This is a genomic window from Ramlibacter sp. WS9 (genome assembly GCF_003797765.1).
In the GTDB taxonomy this organism is placed as follows: Bacteria; Pseudomonadota; Gammaproteobacteria; order Burkholderiales; family Burkholderiaceae_C; genus Ramlibacter.
This window is the reverse complement of record NZ_RKMB01000004.1, coordinates 35038-52900: the sequence shown is the minus strand read 5'-3', so window position 1 is coordinate 52900 and position 17863 is coordinate 35038. Positions and strand designations below refer to the sequence as shown.

10 protein-coding genes are annotated in these 17863 nt (G+C 64.7%); all 10 read left to right on the top strand.

All coding sequences use genetic code 11. From position 1 onward, the window contains the following. Positions 1–116 precede the first annotated feature (116 nt). The 10 genes from EEB15_RS08310 (at position 117) to cysQ (ending at position 17837) form a co-directional block, all read left to right on the top strand. A complete protein-coding gene (locus EEB15_RS08310) occupies positions 117–4352 on the top strand; it encodes a DUF4214 domain-containing protein (RefSeq protein WP_141509369.1) in 4236 nt (1411 codons plus the stop codon). A 101-nt stretch (positions 4353–4453) separates the two neighbouring features. Further along, positions 4454–6421, top strand: a complete 1968-nt coding sequence (locus EEB15_RS08305) for an acetate--CoA ligase family protein (RefSeq protein ID WP_158290041.1) — start codon at positions 4454–4456, stop codon at positions 6419–6421. Then, positions 6418–8226: an ATP-grasp domain-containing protein gene (locus EEB15_RS08300; RefSeq protein ID WP_158290040.1), complete on the top strand. Its 1809-nt coding sequence runs from the start codon at positions 6418–6420 to the stop codon at positions 8224–8226. Before EEB15_RS08305 ends, EEB15_RS08300 begins: the two co-directional genes overlap by 4 nt. A gap of 26 nt (positions 8227–8252) precedes the next feature. Continuing rightward, on the top strand, positions 8253–10031 hold the full coding sequence (locus EEB15_RS08295) for an ATP-grasp domain-containing protein (RefSeq protein ID WP_158290039.1): 1779 nt from the start codon (positions 8253–8255) through the stop codon (positions 10029–10031). 51 nt (positions 10032–10082) lie between these two features. Further along, the gene (locus EEB15_RS08290) at positions 10083–10700 is read left to right on the top strand and encodes a hypothetical protein (RefSeq protein ID WP_141509365.1); all 618 of its coding nucleotides are present in this window, start codon (positions 10083–10085) and stop codon (positions 10698–10700) included. Beyond that, positions 10697–12445, top strand: coding sequence for a type I secretion system permease/ATPase (locus tag EEB15_RS08285; protein ID WP_141509364.1), 1749 nt, complete (start codon positions 10697–10699; stop codon positions 12443–12445). Before EEB15_RS08290 ends, EEB15_RS08285 begins: the two co-directional genes overlap by 4 nt. Positions 12446–12459: 14 nt before the next feature. After that, complete coding sequence (locus EEB15_RS08280; protein WP_141509363.1) at positions 12460–14205, top strand: type I secretion system permease/ATPase; 1746 nt, start codon at positions 12460–12462, stop codon at positions 14203–14205. 46 nt (positions 14206–14251) lie between these two features. Beyond that, positions 14252–15607, top strand: coding sequence for an HlyD family type I secretion periplasmic adaptor subunit (locus EEB15_RS08275; protein ID WP_141509362.1), 1356 nt, complete (start codon positions 14252–14254; stop codon positions 15605–15607). Positions 15608–15610: 3 nt separating this feature from the next. Then, the gene (locus EEB15_RS08270) at positions 15611–16993 is read left to right on the top strand and encodes a TolC family outer membrane protein (RefSeq protein WP_141509361.1); all 1383 of its coding nucleotides are present in this window, start codon (positions 15611–15613) and stop codon (positions 16991–16993) included. A gap of 46 nt (positions 16994–17039) precedes the next feature. Further along, on the top strand, positions 17040–17837 hold the full coding sequence (gene cysQ, locus EEB15_RS08265; RefSeq protein WP_233259412.1) for a 3'(2'),5'-bisphosphate nucleotidase CysQ: 798 nt from the start codon (positions 17040–17042) through the stop codon (positions 17835–17837). Positions 17838–17863 lie beyond the last annotated feature (26 nt).

Below are 17863 nucleotides of genomic sequence, written 5' to 3'. Positions count from 1 at the left end.
AATTTTGTGATGCACATCACAAGTAGCGCATCCGTAACACCTATACTCCGCACTGGCTGAAAGTTATTAGCCGTCTTTGATATCACAGACACATTCCTTTTCTTCAGGAGTTTTGAATGGCAATCACCGTAGCAATGCGTACAGAAGTCTCCCAGCTGTACGTTGCCCTGTTTGGGCGTGCCCCCGATAGCGAGGGCCTGGGTTTCTGGGTCTCGCAGCGCAACAGCGGTCAGTCGATGACGCAGATCGCGGACGCCATGTTCGCGACGGCGCCGGCCCGCGCTTACTTCCCCACCTGGATGACCAACCAGGAAATCATCGGTTCGTTCTACTCGAACGTTCTGGGCCGCACGGCAGACGCCGAAGGCCTGGCCTTCTGGACCGGCAAGCTCAACGCCGCCGGTGCAACCCCCGGTTCCGTCATCACCGAAATGATCACGGCCATCGCCAACTACAACGGCACCGATCCGGACGGTCTGGCAAGCGCGGCCCTGTTCAACAACAAGGTCGAAGTCGCCCAGTACTACGCTGAAGACGGCGGCACCGCCGGCAACGCCACCATCGTCCTGGCTGACGTCACCGCCGACCCGGCCACCGTCGACGCAGCCATCGCCGACATCGATGCAGGCACCGTGGGTGAATCGCCCGACACGCCCCAGTCCATCTTCCTGGAAGTGGGCCAAGACGTGAAGGCCGGCGGCGACGCCAACGACACCTTCACCTCCTTCGTGGTGCAGAACTCCCTGGGCCACCAGGTCAACACGCTGGGCTCCGGCGACGTCCTGGCCGGCGGCGCCGGCACCGACGCGCTGAATGCCAAGGTCACTGCAGGCGTCTTCGCCGGCAGCGCAGGCGGCCTCCTGGGCTCGCAGACCATGCCCATCCAGCCGATGACCACCGGCATCGAGAACGTGAAGATCGAAGCCGTCAACTCCGGCATCGGCATCATGGGCCTGAACATCCCCGGCCTGGGCGAACTCGGCAACCTCGGCCTGGGTGAGACCAACGTCTACATCAACGCCAAGGACATGCTGGGCGTGGACATGATCGGTTCCTGGCACTCCGATGCCAACCTGGTCATCCAGAACATGACGACCCAAGACAACACCGGCACCGCCCGTGAGTTGTCCGACCTCACGGTCGTGATGGGCTACACCGGCAACCGTGACTCGCATTGGGCCGAGTCCGACCTGTCCGTCTACTTCGACCAGGACTACCTGAACCCGTCGATCGTGCGCACCCGTCCCAGCATCGACATCCGTCTGATGAACGAAGACGCGTACGACGCCACCCACCCGTCGAACCCGGCCGCTCTTGCCCCCTTCCGTCCCCTGACGGGCGTCTATATCGCTGAGATGAACTTCACGCTGAACGGCGTGAGCTACGACCTCGACGAAATCATCGACGAAGACTTCAACAACGGCGGCACGGAAATCGAGACGTACGACGAGCTGCTGGCCGCCATCCAGGACGCCCTCGTGATCCTGAAGGCCGCCAACCCGGGCGACCTGGCTCTGCAATCCGTCACGGCCGAATTCGGCGCTGACTTCCTGTCGGACATCAGCCCCACCACCGGCGTGCAACGTGTCGGCCAAAGCATCACGCTGAGCGTCGAAGGCACCACCGGCGGCGTTGCCAACACGCTGCTCGTGGGCGAAGACGACCTGCAAATCCTGAAGGCGAACGACACGCCCCTCGAAATCGGTAACTCGAACCGCTATGAGCGCGCCGAAGCCACCCCGTCCGATCAAAGCCAGGAACTGCGCATCAATGTCGAGCTCGAGAAGGTTGGCCTGGCCGGCGACGGCGGCGGTCTGATCATCGGCAGCATGTACAAGGACGGCCAGAACCAGTGGACCGACCAGTACGATGGCAAGGGCATCGACATTTTCGACGTCACGGTTTCCGGCGCAGCCGACAAGCCCAGCTCGCTGTCGTACCTGCACTCCACGGGCAACAACCTGCGCGAAGTCTATGTCGACACCAACGCGGCTCAGACCGGCAGCTACGCCGACCTGACCATCGGCAACCAGAACTCCCCCTTCCTGAGCCTGCCTGACTCGATGGAACTGGGCGACGTGGTGGATCCGAGCTGGCGCAACCAGGGTGCTCTGAAGGACGTGCGTATTTTCGACGCAAGCGGCCTGAAGGGTGACCTGACGCTGTACGCGGGCCTGACGAACGACGTGACCGAAAAGTACATGACGCTGGTGGACGAAGCCAATGACGCGCCTGAACTGGACAACGTCGAGTTCGTGTACACCGGCGGTACGGGCAACGACTACATCAACCTGTGGCTGAGCGACTACAACCTGGCCAAGGCCGGTTCCACGACCCGCGAAGACTTCGAACTGACCATCAACGGTGGCGCCGGCAACGACGAAATCGTGACGATGATCGGCGAGGGCTACGCTGGCTTCGGTGAAGACGTGTCGCTCGACGAAAACCTCGTCGACTCCCAGTGGGACAACTGGTACCAGAACAGCGCGATCAACGCCAACCTCGCCATCAACGGCGATGCAGGCGACGACACGATCCGCACGTTGGGCAGCGGCAACTGGGTGATCGACGGCGGCTCCGGCGCTGACACCATCTACGCCGACAACACCGGTGGCGAAGACGGCGGCGAAGACAACTACTTCAACGACGGCAAGGCGACCTGGGTGTTCAACTCGGTCAACAACGACGTCGAAGACCTGCTGTCGCAAAACGGCGCAACGGTCTCGGCTGTCAATGCCGAACTGACCGTGAACTTCATGGGTTACAGCAAGAAGGTTGCGATCGCCGACAGCGTGGGCAAGCTCGCCAACGTCACGATCACCGACCTGCACATCAACCAGGCGATCAAGCTGGCCATCAACTCCGACCCGGTGCTGAGCAAGCTGCTGGTCGCGGAAGACGGCCCGGCCCGTACCCTGATCGTGCGTTCGCTGATCGACGGCCAGATGGACGACGGCTGGGCGGACTACGGCATTGATGGGGTCGCCACCAACGCGGTCGACCAGCTGACGATCCGCTTCTCCACCGCCAGCCTGACGGCTGCTCAGACGAACCCGGCCCTGGTGCTGTTCTCGGCTGTGGCTCCTGTCGGCGGCACGCTGCTGGACGGCTACAACCCGACGACCGACGCGACGTTCGGCTGGGACGACAACGCGACGCTCGAAGGCGAAGACAGCGAAAACGTGGCCGACAACGACATCGAAGGCGGCACGGCCAACGACGTCATCGTGCTGGGCACGGGCATGTGGAGCAACGACACCCTGGTGTACAACGGCTTCGCCAACGGCACGGACAGCATCGTCAACTTCCAGGACAACTACACTGGTGGCGAACAATTCCAGACCGGCGAAGACGGCGTTCGCGAAGTAGTCACGTTGACCTTCAGTGACTCGGATGGCAGCCCGGCGGCTCAGACGATCATTTTCGACGGCGAGACCGTTACCTTGGCCGCTCCGGTGGTCATGGGCGTTATCCCTGCCGAAGACGTCGCGTTCCAGTTCTTTCAGCAGTTCGACTCGGCCAACTGGGAAGTCGTGTCGCACACGACGAACACGAACTCGGTCGTCATCCAGACCAAGCTGTTCATGGAAGTGACCCCGGACGTGGCGGCTGCGGACTTCACCGGCACCTACTTCGGCGCCGCGAACGGCAACGGTACGGTGACGCCGTTGACCACTACCCAGGGTGCCGACCCCGTGGTTCCGGGCACGTTCTCGAACTTCATCGTCGACTTCGACACCGCTGGTACGGCTGCTGCTGCTGCCGGTGCTTTCGTCTTCGACGGCGTGAACACCCCGTACCTGGCTGGCGACGGCTCGGTGACCCTGGCTGCGACGCTGGTGGCAAACGCAGCGGCCTTTGGGGTTGCTGGCTGGTCGGTTACTCTGTCGGGTGACGGCACGGCTGTTGCGTTCCAGTCGACCGTGGTTGGCGACGAGCCGATCGGCACCGCCGCTGACTTTGACCTGGGTACCAATAACATCGTTGGCACCATCGCAGGCACGGTTGGCGTGGACGACGCTCCTGGTGAACTGGTCATCATTCCTCCTGGCCCGGAAACCAACTTCGACTTCATCGACTTCACGTCGTACGATGTCACGGGCGTTGTGATCAATGACAGCAACCAGGTCAACGACATCCGCGGCAGCGAAGTGAATGGCATCGTCGGCACGGCGAACGGCGTGGCAACGCGCTGGATCACCATGACCGAAAGCACGACCAACGACGGCGTGTACACCATCAACCTGGTGACGTCGACGGTGGCTGGCGCTGCTGACGACACGGTCCAGCTGATCGGTGTGGCCGACTTCGGCTACGAGAAGGACTTCACCGACTACACCTTCTTCCTCTGAAGGTAAAAGCGGCTCTCCCCGGTTCGCCGGGGTGACACGCACAAAGCCCCCGCCCTGGCAACAGGGTGGGGGCTTTTTTCATGGGCGGTTACCATTCGCGCATGCGAACCCGTGAGACCCCGGCCCTTCACCCGTCGCCGCCAGCGCAGCAGGCACCTGTCTCATCCGCCGTACCCACCGTCGCCCCCGCACTGAGCCTTGACAAGGCCTACCGAGTGCCCGGCTACCTGCCCGGAATGCGCCAGCCGGCCCTGTTGGTCGACGTGATGGTGAGCCGTGACGCCAGCGCGCAGGCGCTGAAGACTTTTGCCAAGGCGATCGGCAAGGTGCTGCCCGGCGCTGCCGAAGTGGCGCTGCATCCGTCATTCCAGTCCCACCCCGCCCTCGGCGCTGTGGTACGCGCCACCCAAGCGATCCTCCGGCAAGCCGGGTTCTCGATGTTGGACCCGCCGACGGTGCACAAATCAGCTCGGGCCGGCGCGCCGCTGAAGTTGGTGGTGCCTGCCTATGTGGCGCAGCAGGAAGCGCTCGACGCGCTGTACTGGGCTTCGGACTTGATGAACTGCGTCGTCGAGCGCACGCCAGTTGCGAGTGCCCTGGCGGCCCTGCCACGGGTCGTTGAGCGCATCGACCGCCATGCACCGGGCGATGCCAATACGCCGGCATTCCTGGCTGCGGCCTCCGCGATGGATATCCCCTGGCGCCATGTGTTCGGCAACGTCTACGAGTATGGCTGGGGCTCACGGGCTCGCCGTCTGGAGAGCACGATCACCGGAGCCACCTCCGCCATCGGGATTGCGGCCGCGAAGGACAAGCGCACCACTGCACTGCTACTGCGCGCTGCAGGGATTCCGGTGCCCCATCATGAGTTGGCAGGCGATGCCGACCACGCAGTGCGGATCGCCGCACGAATAGGCTACCCGGTGGTGGTCAAGCCTGCGGCTGCCGACGGCGGCCTCGGTGTCGGGGCCGGGCTCCCAAACGAGGCAGCGGTCAGGCGGGCCTTTGCGGCAGCGAGCGAGATTTCCGAAGCCATCCTGGTCGAGGCGTTCGTGAAGGGCAACGACTACCGGGTCGATGTCCTCGACGGCGAGGTGTACAGCGTGATGCATCGCGTTCCCGGAGGAGTCGTCGGGGATGGGGCGAATTCGGTGGCGCGTCTGCTGGCGAAACTCAACGCGGATCCGCGCCGCGGCGAACGCGGAACCGCCGCGTCCCTCAAGCGCATCCATCTTGACGCGGAAGCGCGCGAATTTCTCTCCCTGCAGGGCCTGGATGCGAATTCGATTCCGCCGGAGGGACAGGTTGTGAGGTTGCGGGGTGCGGCCAATGTCGCCATGGGGGCCACACCGTTTCCGGTCACGGACAAAGCTCACCCCGACAACGTCGCGCTGTGCGTGCGGGCCGCCCGCGTCCTCGGACTGGATGTTGCGGGTGTCGACCTGCTCATCCCGGACATCGGGCGCTCATGGCTCGAAACGGGCGCCGGCATCTGCGAGGTGAACGGCAAACCCAAGCTGCCGGCCCGCAATGTACGCGGGTTCCTCGAAAGACTGCTGCCGGGTGAGGGCCGCATTCCCGTCGTCATGGTGCTGGGTCCCCAGGACGAGAGCTTGTACCGCACCATGGCGATTTCCCTGGCCAGTCTTGGGCGCGTCGGGACTGCGTGGGAGCACGAGGTTCGCGTGGGATCCGCGATCGTGGCGAAAGCGCCGTCAGATACTTTCAGTGCCGGGCAGGCCCTCCTGACCGACCCGGCAGTGGATGCCGCCGTCATCGGCATCTCCGCCGGGGGCGCAGGCCACTCGGGGCTGCCGGTGGACCGGTTCGACGTGCTTGTCTTGGCAGGGACGGCGCCAGGAGCCGGCCCCAGCGCGGAGTGGAAGCGTTGGCAAGCGCTGGCCCTGACGTTGGCACCGTTGTGCCGCGGAAGGATCATCCTTGACAGTGAGTGCCCGCAATGGCAGCCGATCATCGGGCAGTTGGATGCCGGAATGGTCGTGTCTACCCCGTATGGTGGGCTGGCCGACGCAGTGCGCAACCATTTCCAAACGCGGGGCCGCGAATGAGCGATGCGCCCATATTAGGTCGTGACCTGCGATGCAGCCAGGTGGCGTGCTACCACGGGCCCAACATCTGGTCGCAGGAACCTGCGCTGGTCTGCCACATCGCCATCGAGCCGCAATACACCGCCCAGTTCGCCGAAGGTGCGGCAAAGCTCGCTCGGCTGTACGGCGACTGGGTCGACCCGGCACTCCTGGCCCTGCCGGCCTCTGAGGAAGCTATTGCAAAGGTTCTTGCCCAATGGACACTCGGTGCGCTCAACGAAGTGCGGGGCTACCTCCATGAGGCGGGTGCACGGCAGACGTCCGAAGCCGTGGCGCTGTGGGTGGCCTTCCATCATCCCAAGGCGACCGGGCTGGCCATGGAATTGGCTTTGCGTGCGCTTGCCATGGCGACCGCGCGCGAGGATTTTTCGCCCAATCTCCTGAAGGCTGGCCTGGACGCGTTGTGGCAGTTCTGCTTCCGGCACCATCCGGACTACCAGGCCAGGATCCTGATGGCGGCGGCGCGCCACCGAGACGTCCCGGTACTGCCATTCATTTCCGAAAGCAAGTACTGGCAATACGGATGGGGCGCGCGGGGAAGGATCTTCATGGAGACACTGTCCAATGCCGACGGGAATCTTGCGGGGGATCTGGCGCTGCGCAAGCCCACAAGCAAGGCCGTATTCGCCGCGCTCGGGATGCCGACACCCAGGCACGTGCTTCTGCGCGAGGGCGATTCACTGGAGCAGGCGGTGTCCGACATCGGATTCCCGTGCGTCGTCAAGCCCACTGACATGGGGGGCGGCAAAGGAGTGACGGCAGGCATCCAGACGATGTCCGAGGCGCGCAGTGCGTGTGAACAGGCCCGGCGCGTGACCGATGGTGCCTTGATGGTCGAGCAGATGGTTCAGGGCATGGACTACCGGCTCATGCTGATTGGGGGCCGGCTGGTCGCCGCGATCCGGCGCGAACCGTCGTCCGTGGTGGGCGACGGCCAGCGCACGGTACGGCAACTGATCGGCCGGTTGAACGCCGATCGCTCGGTCAACATGGTGAAGAGCCGCTACCGGCGGCCCGTAGCCCTGGACAACGCGTTGGTCGAACAACTGGCCAGGCAGGGCGTGGGCTTGGATGCGGTGCTGCCCGCAGGCACCAGGATCACGTTGCGCAGCAATTCGAATATTTCCACCGGCGGCGTTGCGGTCGACGTCACCGACCAGGTCCATCCGTCCGTGACCGCGCTGGCCGAGCAACTGGCGGTCACCGTGGGCCTGGAAACCGCGGGGCTCGACTACCTGACGACCGACATCACGCGCTCACCTCTCGAAGCTCATGGTGCGTTCATCGAAATGAACACGACCCCGGGGCTGGATGTGCTGACCGCGGCGGGCTGGCCGGACGAAAAAATCGGCAACCTGGTGCTGGGAGAGGCGCCGGGCCGGATTCCGGTGGGCCTGTGCGTGTTGCCTGAGCTGGACATCGAGGCCGCGCGCCGGACGCTCGGCAAGGCCGGTGATGCGCCGACTGCCGCATGGGTTTGCGGCCAGAAATTGCAGGTCGGTCCCCTCGAACTGCGGATTGCCGATCCCGCGCCGTGGGCCACGGTGCGCAGCGCATTGCGCAACAAGACCGTGACGTCCTTGCAGATCGCTTGTACCGTCGATGACATCGTGACGTACGGCCTGCCGGTCGACCGTCTCGATCGCGTGGTCATGGCCGGCGTGTCGTTCCCCGAGCGTTGGCAGGCGCTCATCGAGCGGTATGCCGGGTCGGTCGAGTACCTTGCCCCGCAGGGTGCACAGACGCGGGCTCAGCCAGGATCATGAGCAACGCCCCGGCACTGGGCCGCGACTTGCGGCTCAGCCAGGTCGCCTGTTACCACGGGCCCAACATCTGGTCGAAAGAGCCGGTGCTGGTCTGCAGCCTGGAGATGACTCCGGCATATGCTGCGCACTTCGTCACGGGCGCAGCCCGGCTCGCACGGGCATTTCCCTACTGGATCGACAGTTCGCTGCTGACCGCCGCCGGCACTCCGCCCGGCGAAATCGTGGCCAGAGCAGTTGCGCGCTGGGCGCTCGGCGCACTGATTGAAGTGCGCGGGTACCTGCACGAGGCGGACGCGCGGAACGGCCCCGGCGGGGCAACCGTGTGGGTGGGCTTTCATCATCCCCGGCTGACGGGCATGGCGCTGGAGCTCGCCGTCAACGCGCTCGCGCTTGCAAGCTCCAACGAAAACTTTTCAGCCGAGCTGATGAAGGCCGACTTGGACGACCTGTGGAAGCACTGCTCCCAACTTCACCCCGACTACCAGGCCAGGATCCTGATGATCGCTTCGCGCCGGCAAGACATACCCGTGCAGGCATTCCTTTCCGGAACCCGGTACCGCCAATACGGATGGGGCGCGCGCTCCCGGGTCTTCAGGGAGTCGATGTCCAACGCGGACGGGTATCTTGCGGACGATTTGACCCGGAACAAGCCTTTGAGCAAAAGTGTGTTCGCAGCTTTGGGCATGCCAACGCCCAGGCACGTGGTTGTCACGGACGCCGCGCAGTTGGGCGATGCAGCGTCTGAAATTGGCTATCCGTGCGTCGTCAAGCCGCATAACATGGGCGGTGGAAGAGGGGTCACGGCGGGCATACGCACGGCGGCGCAGCTGCAGCAGGCCTATCAATTCGCGCGGCAGGTGACGGCTGGCCCGTTGATGGTCGAGCAGTTCGTTCCCGGAGACGAGCACCGGCTCATGGTCGTCGGGGGCAAGATGGTGGCGGCGATCCGCCGCGAGTCATCGGCTGTGGTCGGGGACGGCAAGAGCACGATAGCGCAGCTGATCGACCAGCTGAACGCCGATCGGCCGCGCAATTTGAACAGGAGCCGGTACCGGCTCCTCATCAAAATAGACGATGGGCTGCGCGGTCACCTGGCCAGCCAGGGAGCGGATATCGATTCCGTTCTTGCCGAGGGCCGCAGAATGGTCTTGCGTGGCACCTCGAACATGTCAACGGGAGGGGTGACGGTCGACGTCACCGATCGCGTTCATCCGGCGGTCGTTTCGTTGGCGGAGCAACTGGCGCTGACGGTGGGTTTGGGCACGGCGGGTCTCGACTACCTGACCAGCGACATCTCGCGGTCGCCGCTCGAAGGCGGCGGCGGATTCATCGAAATGAACACCGTGCCAGGGATCGACATCCCTGTTGCGGCCGGCTGGACGGAGGAAAAGATAGGCAGCCTGGTGCTGGGCGGAATTCCGGGCCGCATCCCGGTCGAGCTGTGCATCTCGCCTTCGCTGAACCTCGAGGCGGCACGCCAGGCCATGGGGGAACCCCAGTCGGGCCCAACGGCAGCATGGGTTTGCGGGCCCGAGCTGCACATCGGCGCACTCCAGCTGAGGTTGGCCGAGGCGGCGCCGTGGGCAGCGTTGCGCGGAGCCTTGCGCAACAAGGCAGTCACCTCGGTGCGAATCGCGGCGACCGTCGATGAGATTCTGGCGCACGGGCTGCCGCTAGATCGGTTCGACCGCATCGTGCTGGCTGGGGTCACGTTTCCCGAGCGGTGGCAGGCCGTCATCGAGCACGCCGCAATTTCTGTCGATTGTCGTGATTTCGAGTTACACGAAGGGCGTCCAGAAAAATGATGCGCATGCGGGTGGAAAATTCATATAGGAGCTGTACAATCGCTCTCCTATATGAACACTTCGTTGCGCGTATCCTTGAGTCTCTCCGTGGAGCAGACGGAGCGATTGCAGGGTTTGCAGATCGCGTTCGCGCAGGTCTGCAATGAACTCGCTCCGCTGGTCCAGCAAGACCGCTGCTGGAATCGGGTGACGCTTCACCACCTGGCCTACAAGTCGCTGCGCCAGAAATTTCCCGCGCTGGGTTCGCAGATGATCTGCAATGCGATCTATTCTGTTTCACGCACGGCCCGGATCGTTTTTCAGCACCCGGCGAGCCCCTTTCACCACACCAAACTCGCAGGCAAGGACTTGCCCTTGCTTCGGTTTTCCGACGCCAGCCCGGTGTACTTCGACCGGCACACCCTGAGCCTGAAGGAGGGCGTGCTGTCCATGTACACGCTGGACGGCCGCATGCGTTTCCGCCTGGGGCTGTCCCCAGCGGCCGAAAGCAGCTTCCATGAGAAGAAGCTGCGAGAGATCGTGCTGTCACGCAAGCCCGATGGGGTGTTCGAGCTGTCGTTCTGGTTCACCGAGGAGGCGGACGCCGATGCGGCCGCCCCCGAAGCCCTCCATCACCAGCCGGCGAACGGTGGAATCCCTGAATACGTCATTGTCGAGAGCGCCGCATGAACCCTAAATCTTCCGAACTGTCCGAGGCCGTCTACCTGTTGCGGCCCTACTTCATGAGGGCCTTCTGGTTCAGCATGGTCGGCGCGCTTTTGATCCTGGCGCCGACGGCTTTCATGATGGAGGTCTATGACCGGGTCGTGAACAGCCGCAACCACTTCACTCTGGTGATGCTCCTGATGCTGGTGCTGGTCGCCTACGTCGTGATGGAACTGCTGGATTGGGCCCGGGTGCGCATCCTGCAGGCCGCCGGCGTCGCACTCGACCAGAGACTGGCCCCACGCATTTTTATCGCCATGTTCACCGCGAACCTGCGCCGCATCCCGGGTGGTACGACCCAGTCCATGTCCGACTTCAAGACCGTGCGTGAATTCCTCTATTCGCCGGTTGTCCTGGCGGTGATGGAAGCGCCGGTGTCCGTGGTCTTCGCGGTGCTGATTTTCGCGATGAGCCCGGTGCTCGGGTGGGCGGCCGTCATCGGCGCGGTCCTCCAGGTGTTCATCGGCTGGCTCAACGAGCGCGCCACCCGGCCGCCCCTCTTGGAAGCCAACCGCACCGCGTTCGCCGCGCAGCAGTATGCCGATGGAACCTTGCGCAACGCGCAGGTGATCGAATCGATGGGCATGCAGCGTGACATCCATGAGCGATGGATCACGAAGCAGCGGGAGTTCCTCAAGTTGCAGGCCACCGCGTCCGAACGGGCCGGCGGCTATACGGCGATCACCAAATTCCTGCAAACCACCATGGGTTCCGCGATGCTCGGGATCGCGGCTTACATGCTCCTGCACGACAAGCTGAATGGCGGCGGGGCGATGCTGGTCGTCGCGTCCATCCTGGGCGGCCGGATGTTGGCGCCGCTGGTGCAGATCGTCGCGCAGTGGCGTGGAGTGGTCGGGGTGCGCGATTCATGGGAGCGCCTGGACAAATTGCTGGCGGCTGTGCCGAAGAAGCCCCCCGCCATGTCGCTGCCGTCGCCCAAAGGCTTCCTGCACGTCGACAACGTGGTGGCCGCGGCTCCGGGCGGCGAGACGACCATCCTCAAGGGCGTGGTGTTCGGCTTGAAGCCGGGCGAAGTATTGGGTGTTGTCGGGCCCTCGGCGTCCGGCAAGACGACACTGGCCCGGCTTCTCGTGGGCCTGTGGCCCGCGCTCAGCGGCAAGGTGCGTCTGGATGGTGCCGACGTGTTCGCGTGGGAAAAAGCCGAACTGGGACCTTGCATCGGCTACCTGCCGCAGGACGTCGAGCTGTTCGAAGGCACCTTGGCCGAAAACATCGCGCGGTTCGGCCCGGCCGAGCCTGCCAAGGTCCAGGCCGCAGCTCGTGCGATCGGCCTGCATGACTACATCCTCAGCCTGCCCGACGGCTACGACACCCAGGTGGGCCGCGAGGGCGCCATCCTGTCCGGCGGCCAACGCCAGCGCGTGGGCCTGGCGCGCGCGATTTTCGGCGACCCGGTGCTGGTGGTGCTCGATGAGCCCAACTCCAGCCTGGACGAGGTGGGCGACGCGGCCCTGGCGGCAGCCATCCTCGAACTCAAGGCGCGCGGAACCACTTTCGTGGTGATGACCCACCGTACCGGCATCCTGCCTGTGGTGGACAAGATGCTGGTCCTGATGGACGGCCAGGTGAAGGCGTTCGGCCCGCGCGACGAAGTACTGGATGCGATGGCCAAGGGCGCCGCCGCCCAACAACAGGCCGCACAGAAGCGCTCGGCACCCGGTGGCGCGAAACTCGTCACCACTTCTTGAGGCGGAACTGAGAAATGAACAAACCTGGATTTTTCGCTCGCAGCGAACTGACGGCCGCACTGTGGGCCTTCCGCCGCGAATTCCTGGCCGTGGGCCTGTTCAGCATGGTCGCCAACCTGATGATGCTGGCGCCCACGATCTACATGCTGCAAGTGTTCGACCGGGTGCTGATCAGCGGCAGCCAGCTGACGCTGCTGGCCGTGTCGCTGATCACGCTGTTCCTGATCGGCCTGATGGCCTTTTCGGAGTCGATGCGCTCGAAAATTCTCGTGCGCGCCGGCGTGCGGTTCGACGAAAGGCTCAGCACCCGCGTCTTCAACTCGAGCTTCGAGTCGTACCTCACCCAGTCGCGGGCCAGCCCGTCGCGCGCATTCGGCGACCTGATCACGCTGCGGCAGTTCATCACGGGCCAGGGCATCTTCGCCTTTTTCGATGCACCGTGGGCGCCCATCTACATCGCCGTCGCGTTCTTCCTGCATCCCATCCTGGGCTGGTTCGCGTTGCTGTTCGCGGTGATCCAGGGTCTTCTGGCCTGGTTCGGCCACCGGCACACGGTGGAGCCTTCCGAAGCGGCCGGCGAGGCGAGCACCGATGTGCACACCTACCTCCAGAGCAAGCTGCGCAACGCCGAGGTGATCGAGTCGATGGGCATGCTGGGCAACCTGCGCAAGCGCTGGCAAACCTGGCAGGCCATCTACCTGGCGCAAAACGACAGGGCGCAAAGCGTGAGCAGCCGCGTGGCGGCGATGAGCAAGTTCATCCGCTACTGCCAGCAGTCCTTCTCACTCGCAGTCGGTGCTGTGCTGGTCATCCAGGGCGAACTGACCCCGGGCGGCATGATCGCGGCCAACCTTTTGATATCGCGCGCGCTGGCGCCGATCGACCAGTTGGTCAACGGATGGCGCGGCTTCATCGTCACACGCGCTGCGTTCCATCGGCTGGAAGAGTTGCTGCGCGACTACCCCGAGCGCGATCCCAACCTGACCCGTGTGGCGCCCCAGGGCGAACTGACCTTGCGCGACGTGGTCGCGACGGCGCCCGGCCGCGCAACGCCCATCCTCAAGGGCCTGGACTTCACGGTGACGGCGGGTACGGTGACGGCGATCATCGGTCCGTCGGGCTCGGGCAAGTCCACCCTCGCGCGCGTGATGGTCGGGATCTGGCCGGATGTTTCGGGCGAGGTGCTGCTGGACGGGTTGCCGATCCAGGGTTGGGACCGTCTTGAACTCGGTCCGCACCTGGGCTACCTGCCGCAGGACATCGAATTGTTCGAGGGCACCATCGGCGAGAACATCGCGCGCTTCGGCAAGCTCGAATCCGCGAAGATCATCGAGGCGGCCCGCTGCGCCGGCCTGCACGAAATGATCCTGCGCTTCCCGAAGGGCTACGACACGCCCATCGGCGAAGCCGGCAACCTGCTTTCGGGTGGGCAGCGCCAACGCATCGGGCTGGCGCGCGCTGTGTATGGCTACCCGGCCATGCTGGTGCTCGACGAACCCAACGCGAATCTCGACGAAGCGGGGGAAGTGGCCCTGATCAACACCATCCGCCAGCTCAAGGCGAAGAACAAGACTGTTTTCCTCATCACGCATCGCCCGAGCGCGGTGGCCGTGGCCGATCGCGTGATCCTGCTGCAGGACGGCCAGATCGTTTCCGACGGCCCGCGCGAAAGCGTGCTGGCCGGCCTGCGCGGTCCGCGCCCGGCCGCGCCCCGCACGGAGCCGCCGAATCCCGCGATCGGTTCGGCCCAGCCGGCCTGAGCCCGGTCCTCTCGTTTTCATGTGAACACAACCTCTCGAGTGTCTTATGGTCAAGTCTGATTTACTCAATCCCTCCCAGCCGACCGAGGTCGCTGTCAAGGAGCCCGTTGCCCCGGCGTCCAACGACCCGAAGAGGGCCAGCCGCATCGGCATGTGGGCGCTCATCGCCGGCCTCGGCATCTTTCTGGCGTGGGCGGCTTTTGCACCGCTGGACGAAGGCGTGCCCAGCCCGGGTATGGTGGCTATCAATACCAAGCGCAAGACGGTGCAGCACCCCACCGGGGGCATCGTCAAGGAGGTGCTGGTCGGGGAGGGCGACCGGGTCACCGAGGGCCAGCCCCTGATCAAGCTCGATGAGGCTGCGACACGCGCGCAATACGAATCGGTTCGCCAACGCTACCTCGGCAACCGGGCCGTGCAGGGACGCTTGATTGCCGAGCAATCCGGGGCGGCCACGATCACTTTCCACCCCGACCTGGTGAGCGCCGCGAGTGATCCGCTGATCCGCGGCCACATGGACACGCAGCAACAGCTGTTCCAGTCGCGCAAATCCGCCCTGCGCGCCGACATGCGCGGTTTGCAGGAAGGCATCGAAGGCCAGCAGGCCCTGATCCGTGCCTACCAGGGGGTGCTGGAGAACCGGCGCAGCCAGATCGCGCTGTTGCATGACGAACTCAAGCACACGCGTGAACTGGTGAAAGAGGGCTATACGCCGCGCAACCGCCAGCTCGAACTGGAACGCATGGTGTCCGATTCGAACGGCTCGATCGCGGAGCTGCTGGGCAACATCGCGCGGGCGCAGAGCGGCATCGGCGAATACAGGCAGAAGCTGATTTCGAGGCAACAGGAATACTTCAAGGAAGTCGAAAGCCAACTGGGCGAAGTGGCTCGCGAAGCACAAGCGGACGAAGGCAAATTTCGTGCACTGGCGGACGACATGGGACGCGTCGAAATCAAGTCGCCCGCGGCAGGACAGGTCGTCGGGTTGACGGTGCAGACCGTCGGCGCCGTCATCCAGGCGGGCCAGAAGTTGCTGGACGTCGTTCCTGAAAACGAGCTGTTGCTGATCGAAACCCGCATCGCGCCGAACCTGATCGACCGGGTCCACGCCGGATTGCCGGTCGACATCCGGTTCAACTCCTTCGCCCATTCGCCTCACATGGTGCTCGATGGCAAAGTGGTATCCGTTTCCGGCGATTTGCTTACCGATCAGCAAACGAACGTCCAGTACTATCTGTCGCGCGTCAGCGTCACGCCCGAGGGCTACAAGAAACTGGGCAAGCACGTGATGCAGCCCGGCATGCCCGTCGAAGTGGTGCTGAAAACGGGCGAACGCTCGCTCCTGGTTTACCTGCTGCATCCGCTGACCAAGCGCATCGCGGCGTCGATGAAAGAGGAATAAGACATGCAAAGATTGATGGCCTGCTGCCTGTTGGCGGCCGCCCCTGTCCTGGTCGTTCCGCCCGCGGCGGCCCAGCCGGCGCCTGCCGCCGGCACTACGCCTCAGACCGGCGCAACCCTCACGCTGGCACAGGCGTATCGCGCGGCGCTCGAGCAGGACGCAACGCTGCGCGCGGCGCGCGCCGGCGCCGACTCGCGGCGCGAGCGGTTGCCGCAAGCCCGCGCCCTGCTGCTGCCCAACGTCTCGGTCTCCGCGTCTCGCAACAAGAACGACCTGGACAGCAGGACCCCGGGCCTCGGCGGCCAGCCCGTCAATTCCGAACGCGACTACATGAGCGGGTCGCGCGCCCTCACGGTGCGGCAACCCTTGTACCGGCCCTACCAGTGGGCGGACGTGCGGCAGGCCGAAGCGCAGGTCGCCGACGCCAATGCGCAGCTCGAAAAGGAAGTGCAGAACCTCGCAGTGCGGCTGACCAGCACTTACCTGGAGGCATTGCTTGCACAGGACCAGCTGGAACTGGTCATGCAACAGAAGCAGACCTACACCACCCAGCTGGATGCGGCCCGCAAGCGCTTCGCCGGTGGATCGGGGGTGCGAACGGACGTCGATGAAGCGCAGGCCCGGCTGGACCTGGTGCAGGCCAATGAGCTGGAAGCCCGCCAGCACGTGGATTACACCCGGCGCGCCCTGCAGGTCCTGGTGAATCAGCCGGTGACCCAGCTGGCGCGCATCGACCCCGCCCGGCTGAAGCTGGTGAGGCCCGACCCCGACCGGCTGGAAGACTGGACGGCACGTGCCGAGTTGAACAGTCCCGACCTGCGTTCGCTCCAGGCCCAGCGCGAAGCAGCCCGGCACGAGATCGACAAGGCACGCGCCGGTCACCTTCCCACGCTGGATGCGATTGCGCAGTGGACGTACAGCAACAGCGACAGCGTCAACAGCATCGACACGCGGCACAAGAACAAGGCCATCGGCCTTCAGCTGAATGTTCCGATCTATTCAGGCGGAGGCGTCAGTTCGCAGATTCGCCAGACGCTCGCCGATCTCGAACGTGCCGAACAAATCGTGGAAGCCACGCGGCGCGACCTGACGCTGCGCGTCGAAAAGGAGTTCCGCGGCGTCACCGAGGGCGTGCTGCGCATCCGGGCGCTGGAGCAGGCGGTGCGCTCGAACGACGTCCTGGTGGTTTCGAACCGCCGTTCGTTCGAAGGCGGCAGCCGCACACTGGTGGACGTTCTCAACGCCGAAGAGCAGCGCTTCGTCGCCCTGCGCGACCTGGCCCAGGCTCGCTACCAGTACGCATTGGCGCGTGTCCGGCTGCAGACGCTGTCCGGTACCGGCAACGAAGTGTCGATCTCCGAAGTCGATTCCTGGCTAAAGCCATAACGGGCCGCAATCTTTTTCGAACCCAAGCGCAAACGCGTCGCCCCGCGTGAACAGCCTCACCGCTCGTGACATGCAGGCGCTCTGCGCGATCGCCAAGGCAGCGGGGCGCGAGATCATGGCGGTCTACGCGAGCGACTTCGCCGCGTGGTCGAAAGCCGATGCGTCGCCGCTGACCGAAGCCGATTTGCGCGCCGACGCGGTGATTCGCAAAGGCCTTGAAGGCGCATACCCCGGGGTGTTCATCCTGTCGGAGGAGTCGGTCTCGCCCGACGCGGATCGGGGCGGCGATTTTTTCCTGGTGGACCCGTTGGACGGGACCCGCGAGTTCCTGAAGCGCAACGGCGAGTTCACCGTGAACATCGCGCTGGTCAGCGGCGGGCGTCCTGTCGCCGGTGTCGTGCTCGCGCCCGCGACCGGCGAGGTCTTCTTCGCGGCGCAGGGTTTGGGCACTTGGCAGGAGACGGCGGACGGCGCGTCCGTCTCGCTGTTCAACATTTCAGGGCCCGCACCAGGCGCCGCGCTGCGGGTGCTGGGCAGCCGCTCCCACGCGAGCGAGGCGCTGTCGCGGTGGTTGGCACAGCTCGAAGTCGAACACACTTTCGTGGCGGCCGGCAGTTCTCTCAAGTTCTGCCGCATCGCGCAAGGGCAGGCAGACATTTACCCGCGCCACGGGCCGACATGCCAGTGGGACACAGCTGCCGGCCAAGCCGTGCTGGAGCATGCCGGCGGCGCTGTGCTCGACGCGCAGGGACAACCGCTCACCTATGGCCTGGACCGGCCGATCCTCAATCCGCACTTCATCGCGCTCGCGAACGCAAGCATGAAGCATCCGCCGCTCGAGTGATGCGCCCGGTTCACCGAACCGGCGGA

Coding starts and splice junctions, on each gene's coding strand:
- EEB15_RS08280 (WP_141509363.1), top strand. CDS start 12,460: ATGAACAAACCTGGATTTTTCGCTCGCAGCGAACTGACGGCCGCACTG.
- EEB15_RS08285 (WP_141509364.1), top strand. CDS start 10,697: ATGAACCCTAAATCTTCCGAACTGTCCGAGGCCGTCTACCTGTTGCGG.
- EEB15_RS08290 (WP_141509365.1), top strand. CDS start 10,083: ATGAACACTTCGTTGCGCGTATCCTTGAGTCTCTCCGTGGAGCAGACG.
- EEB15_RS08275 (WP_141509362.1), top strand. CDS start 14,252: ATGGTCAAGTCTGATTTACTCAATCCCTCCCAGCCGACCGAGGTCGCT.
- EEB15_RS08310 (WP_141509369.1), top strand. CDS start 117: ATGGCAATCACCGTAGCAATGCGTACAGAAGTCTCCCAGCTGTACGTT.
- EEB15_RS08305 (WP_158290041.1), top strand. CDS start 4,454: ATGCGAACCCGTGAGACCCCGGCCCTTCACCCGTCGCCGCCAGCGCAG.
- EEB15_RS08300 (WP_158290040.1), top strand. CDS start 6,418: ATGAGCGATGCGCCCATATTAGGTCGTGACCTGCGATGCAGCCAGGTG.
- EEB15_RS08270 (WP_141509361.1), top strand. CDS start 15,611: ATGCAAAGATTGATGGCCTGCTGCCTGTTGGCGGCCGCCCCTGTCCTG.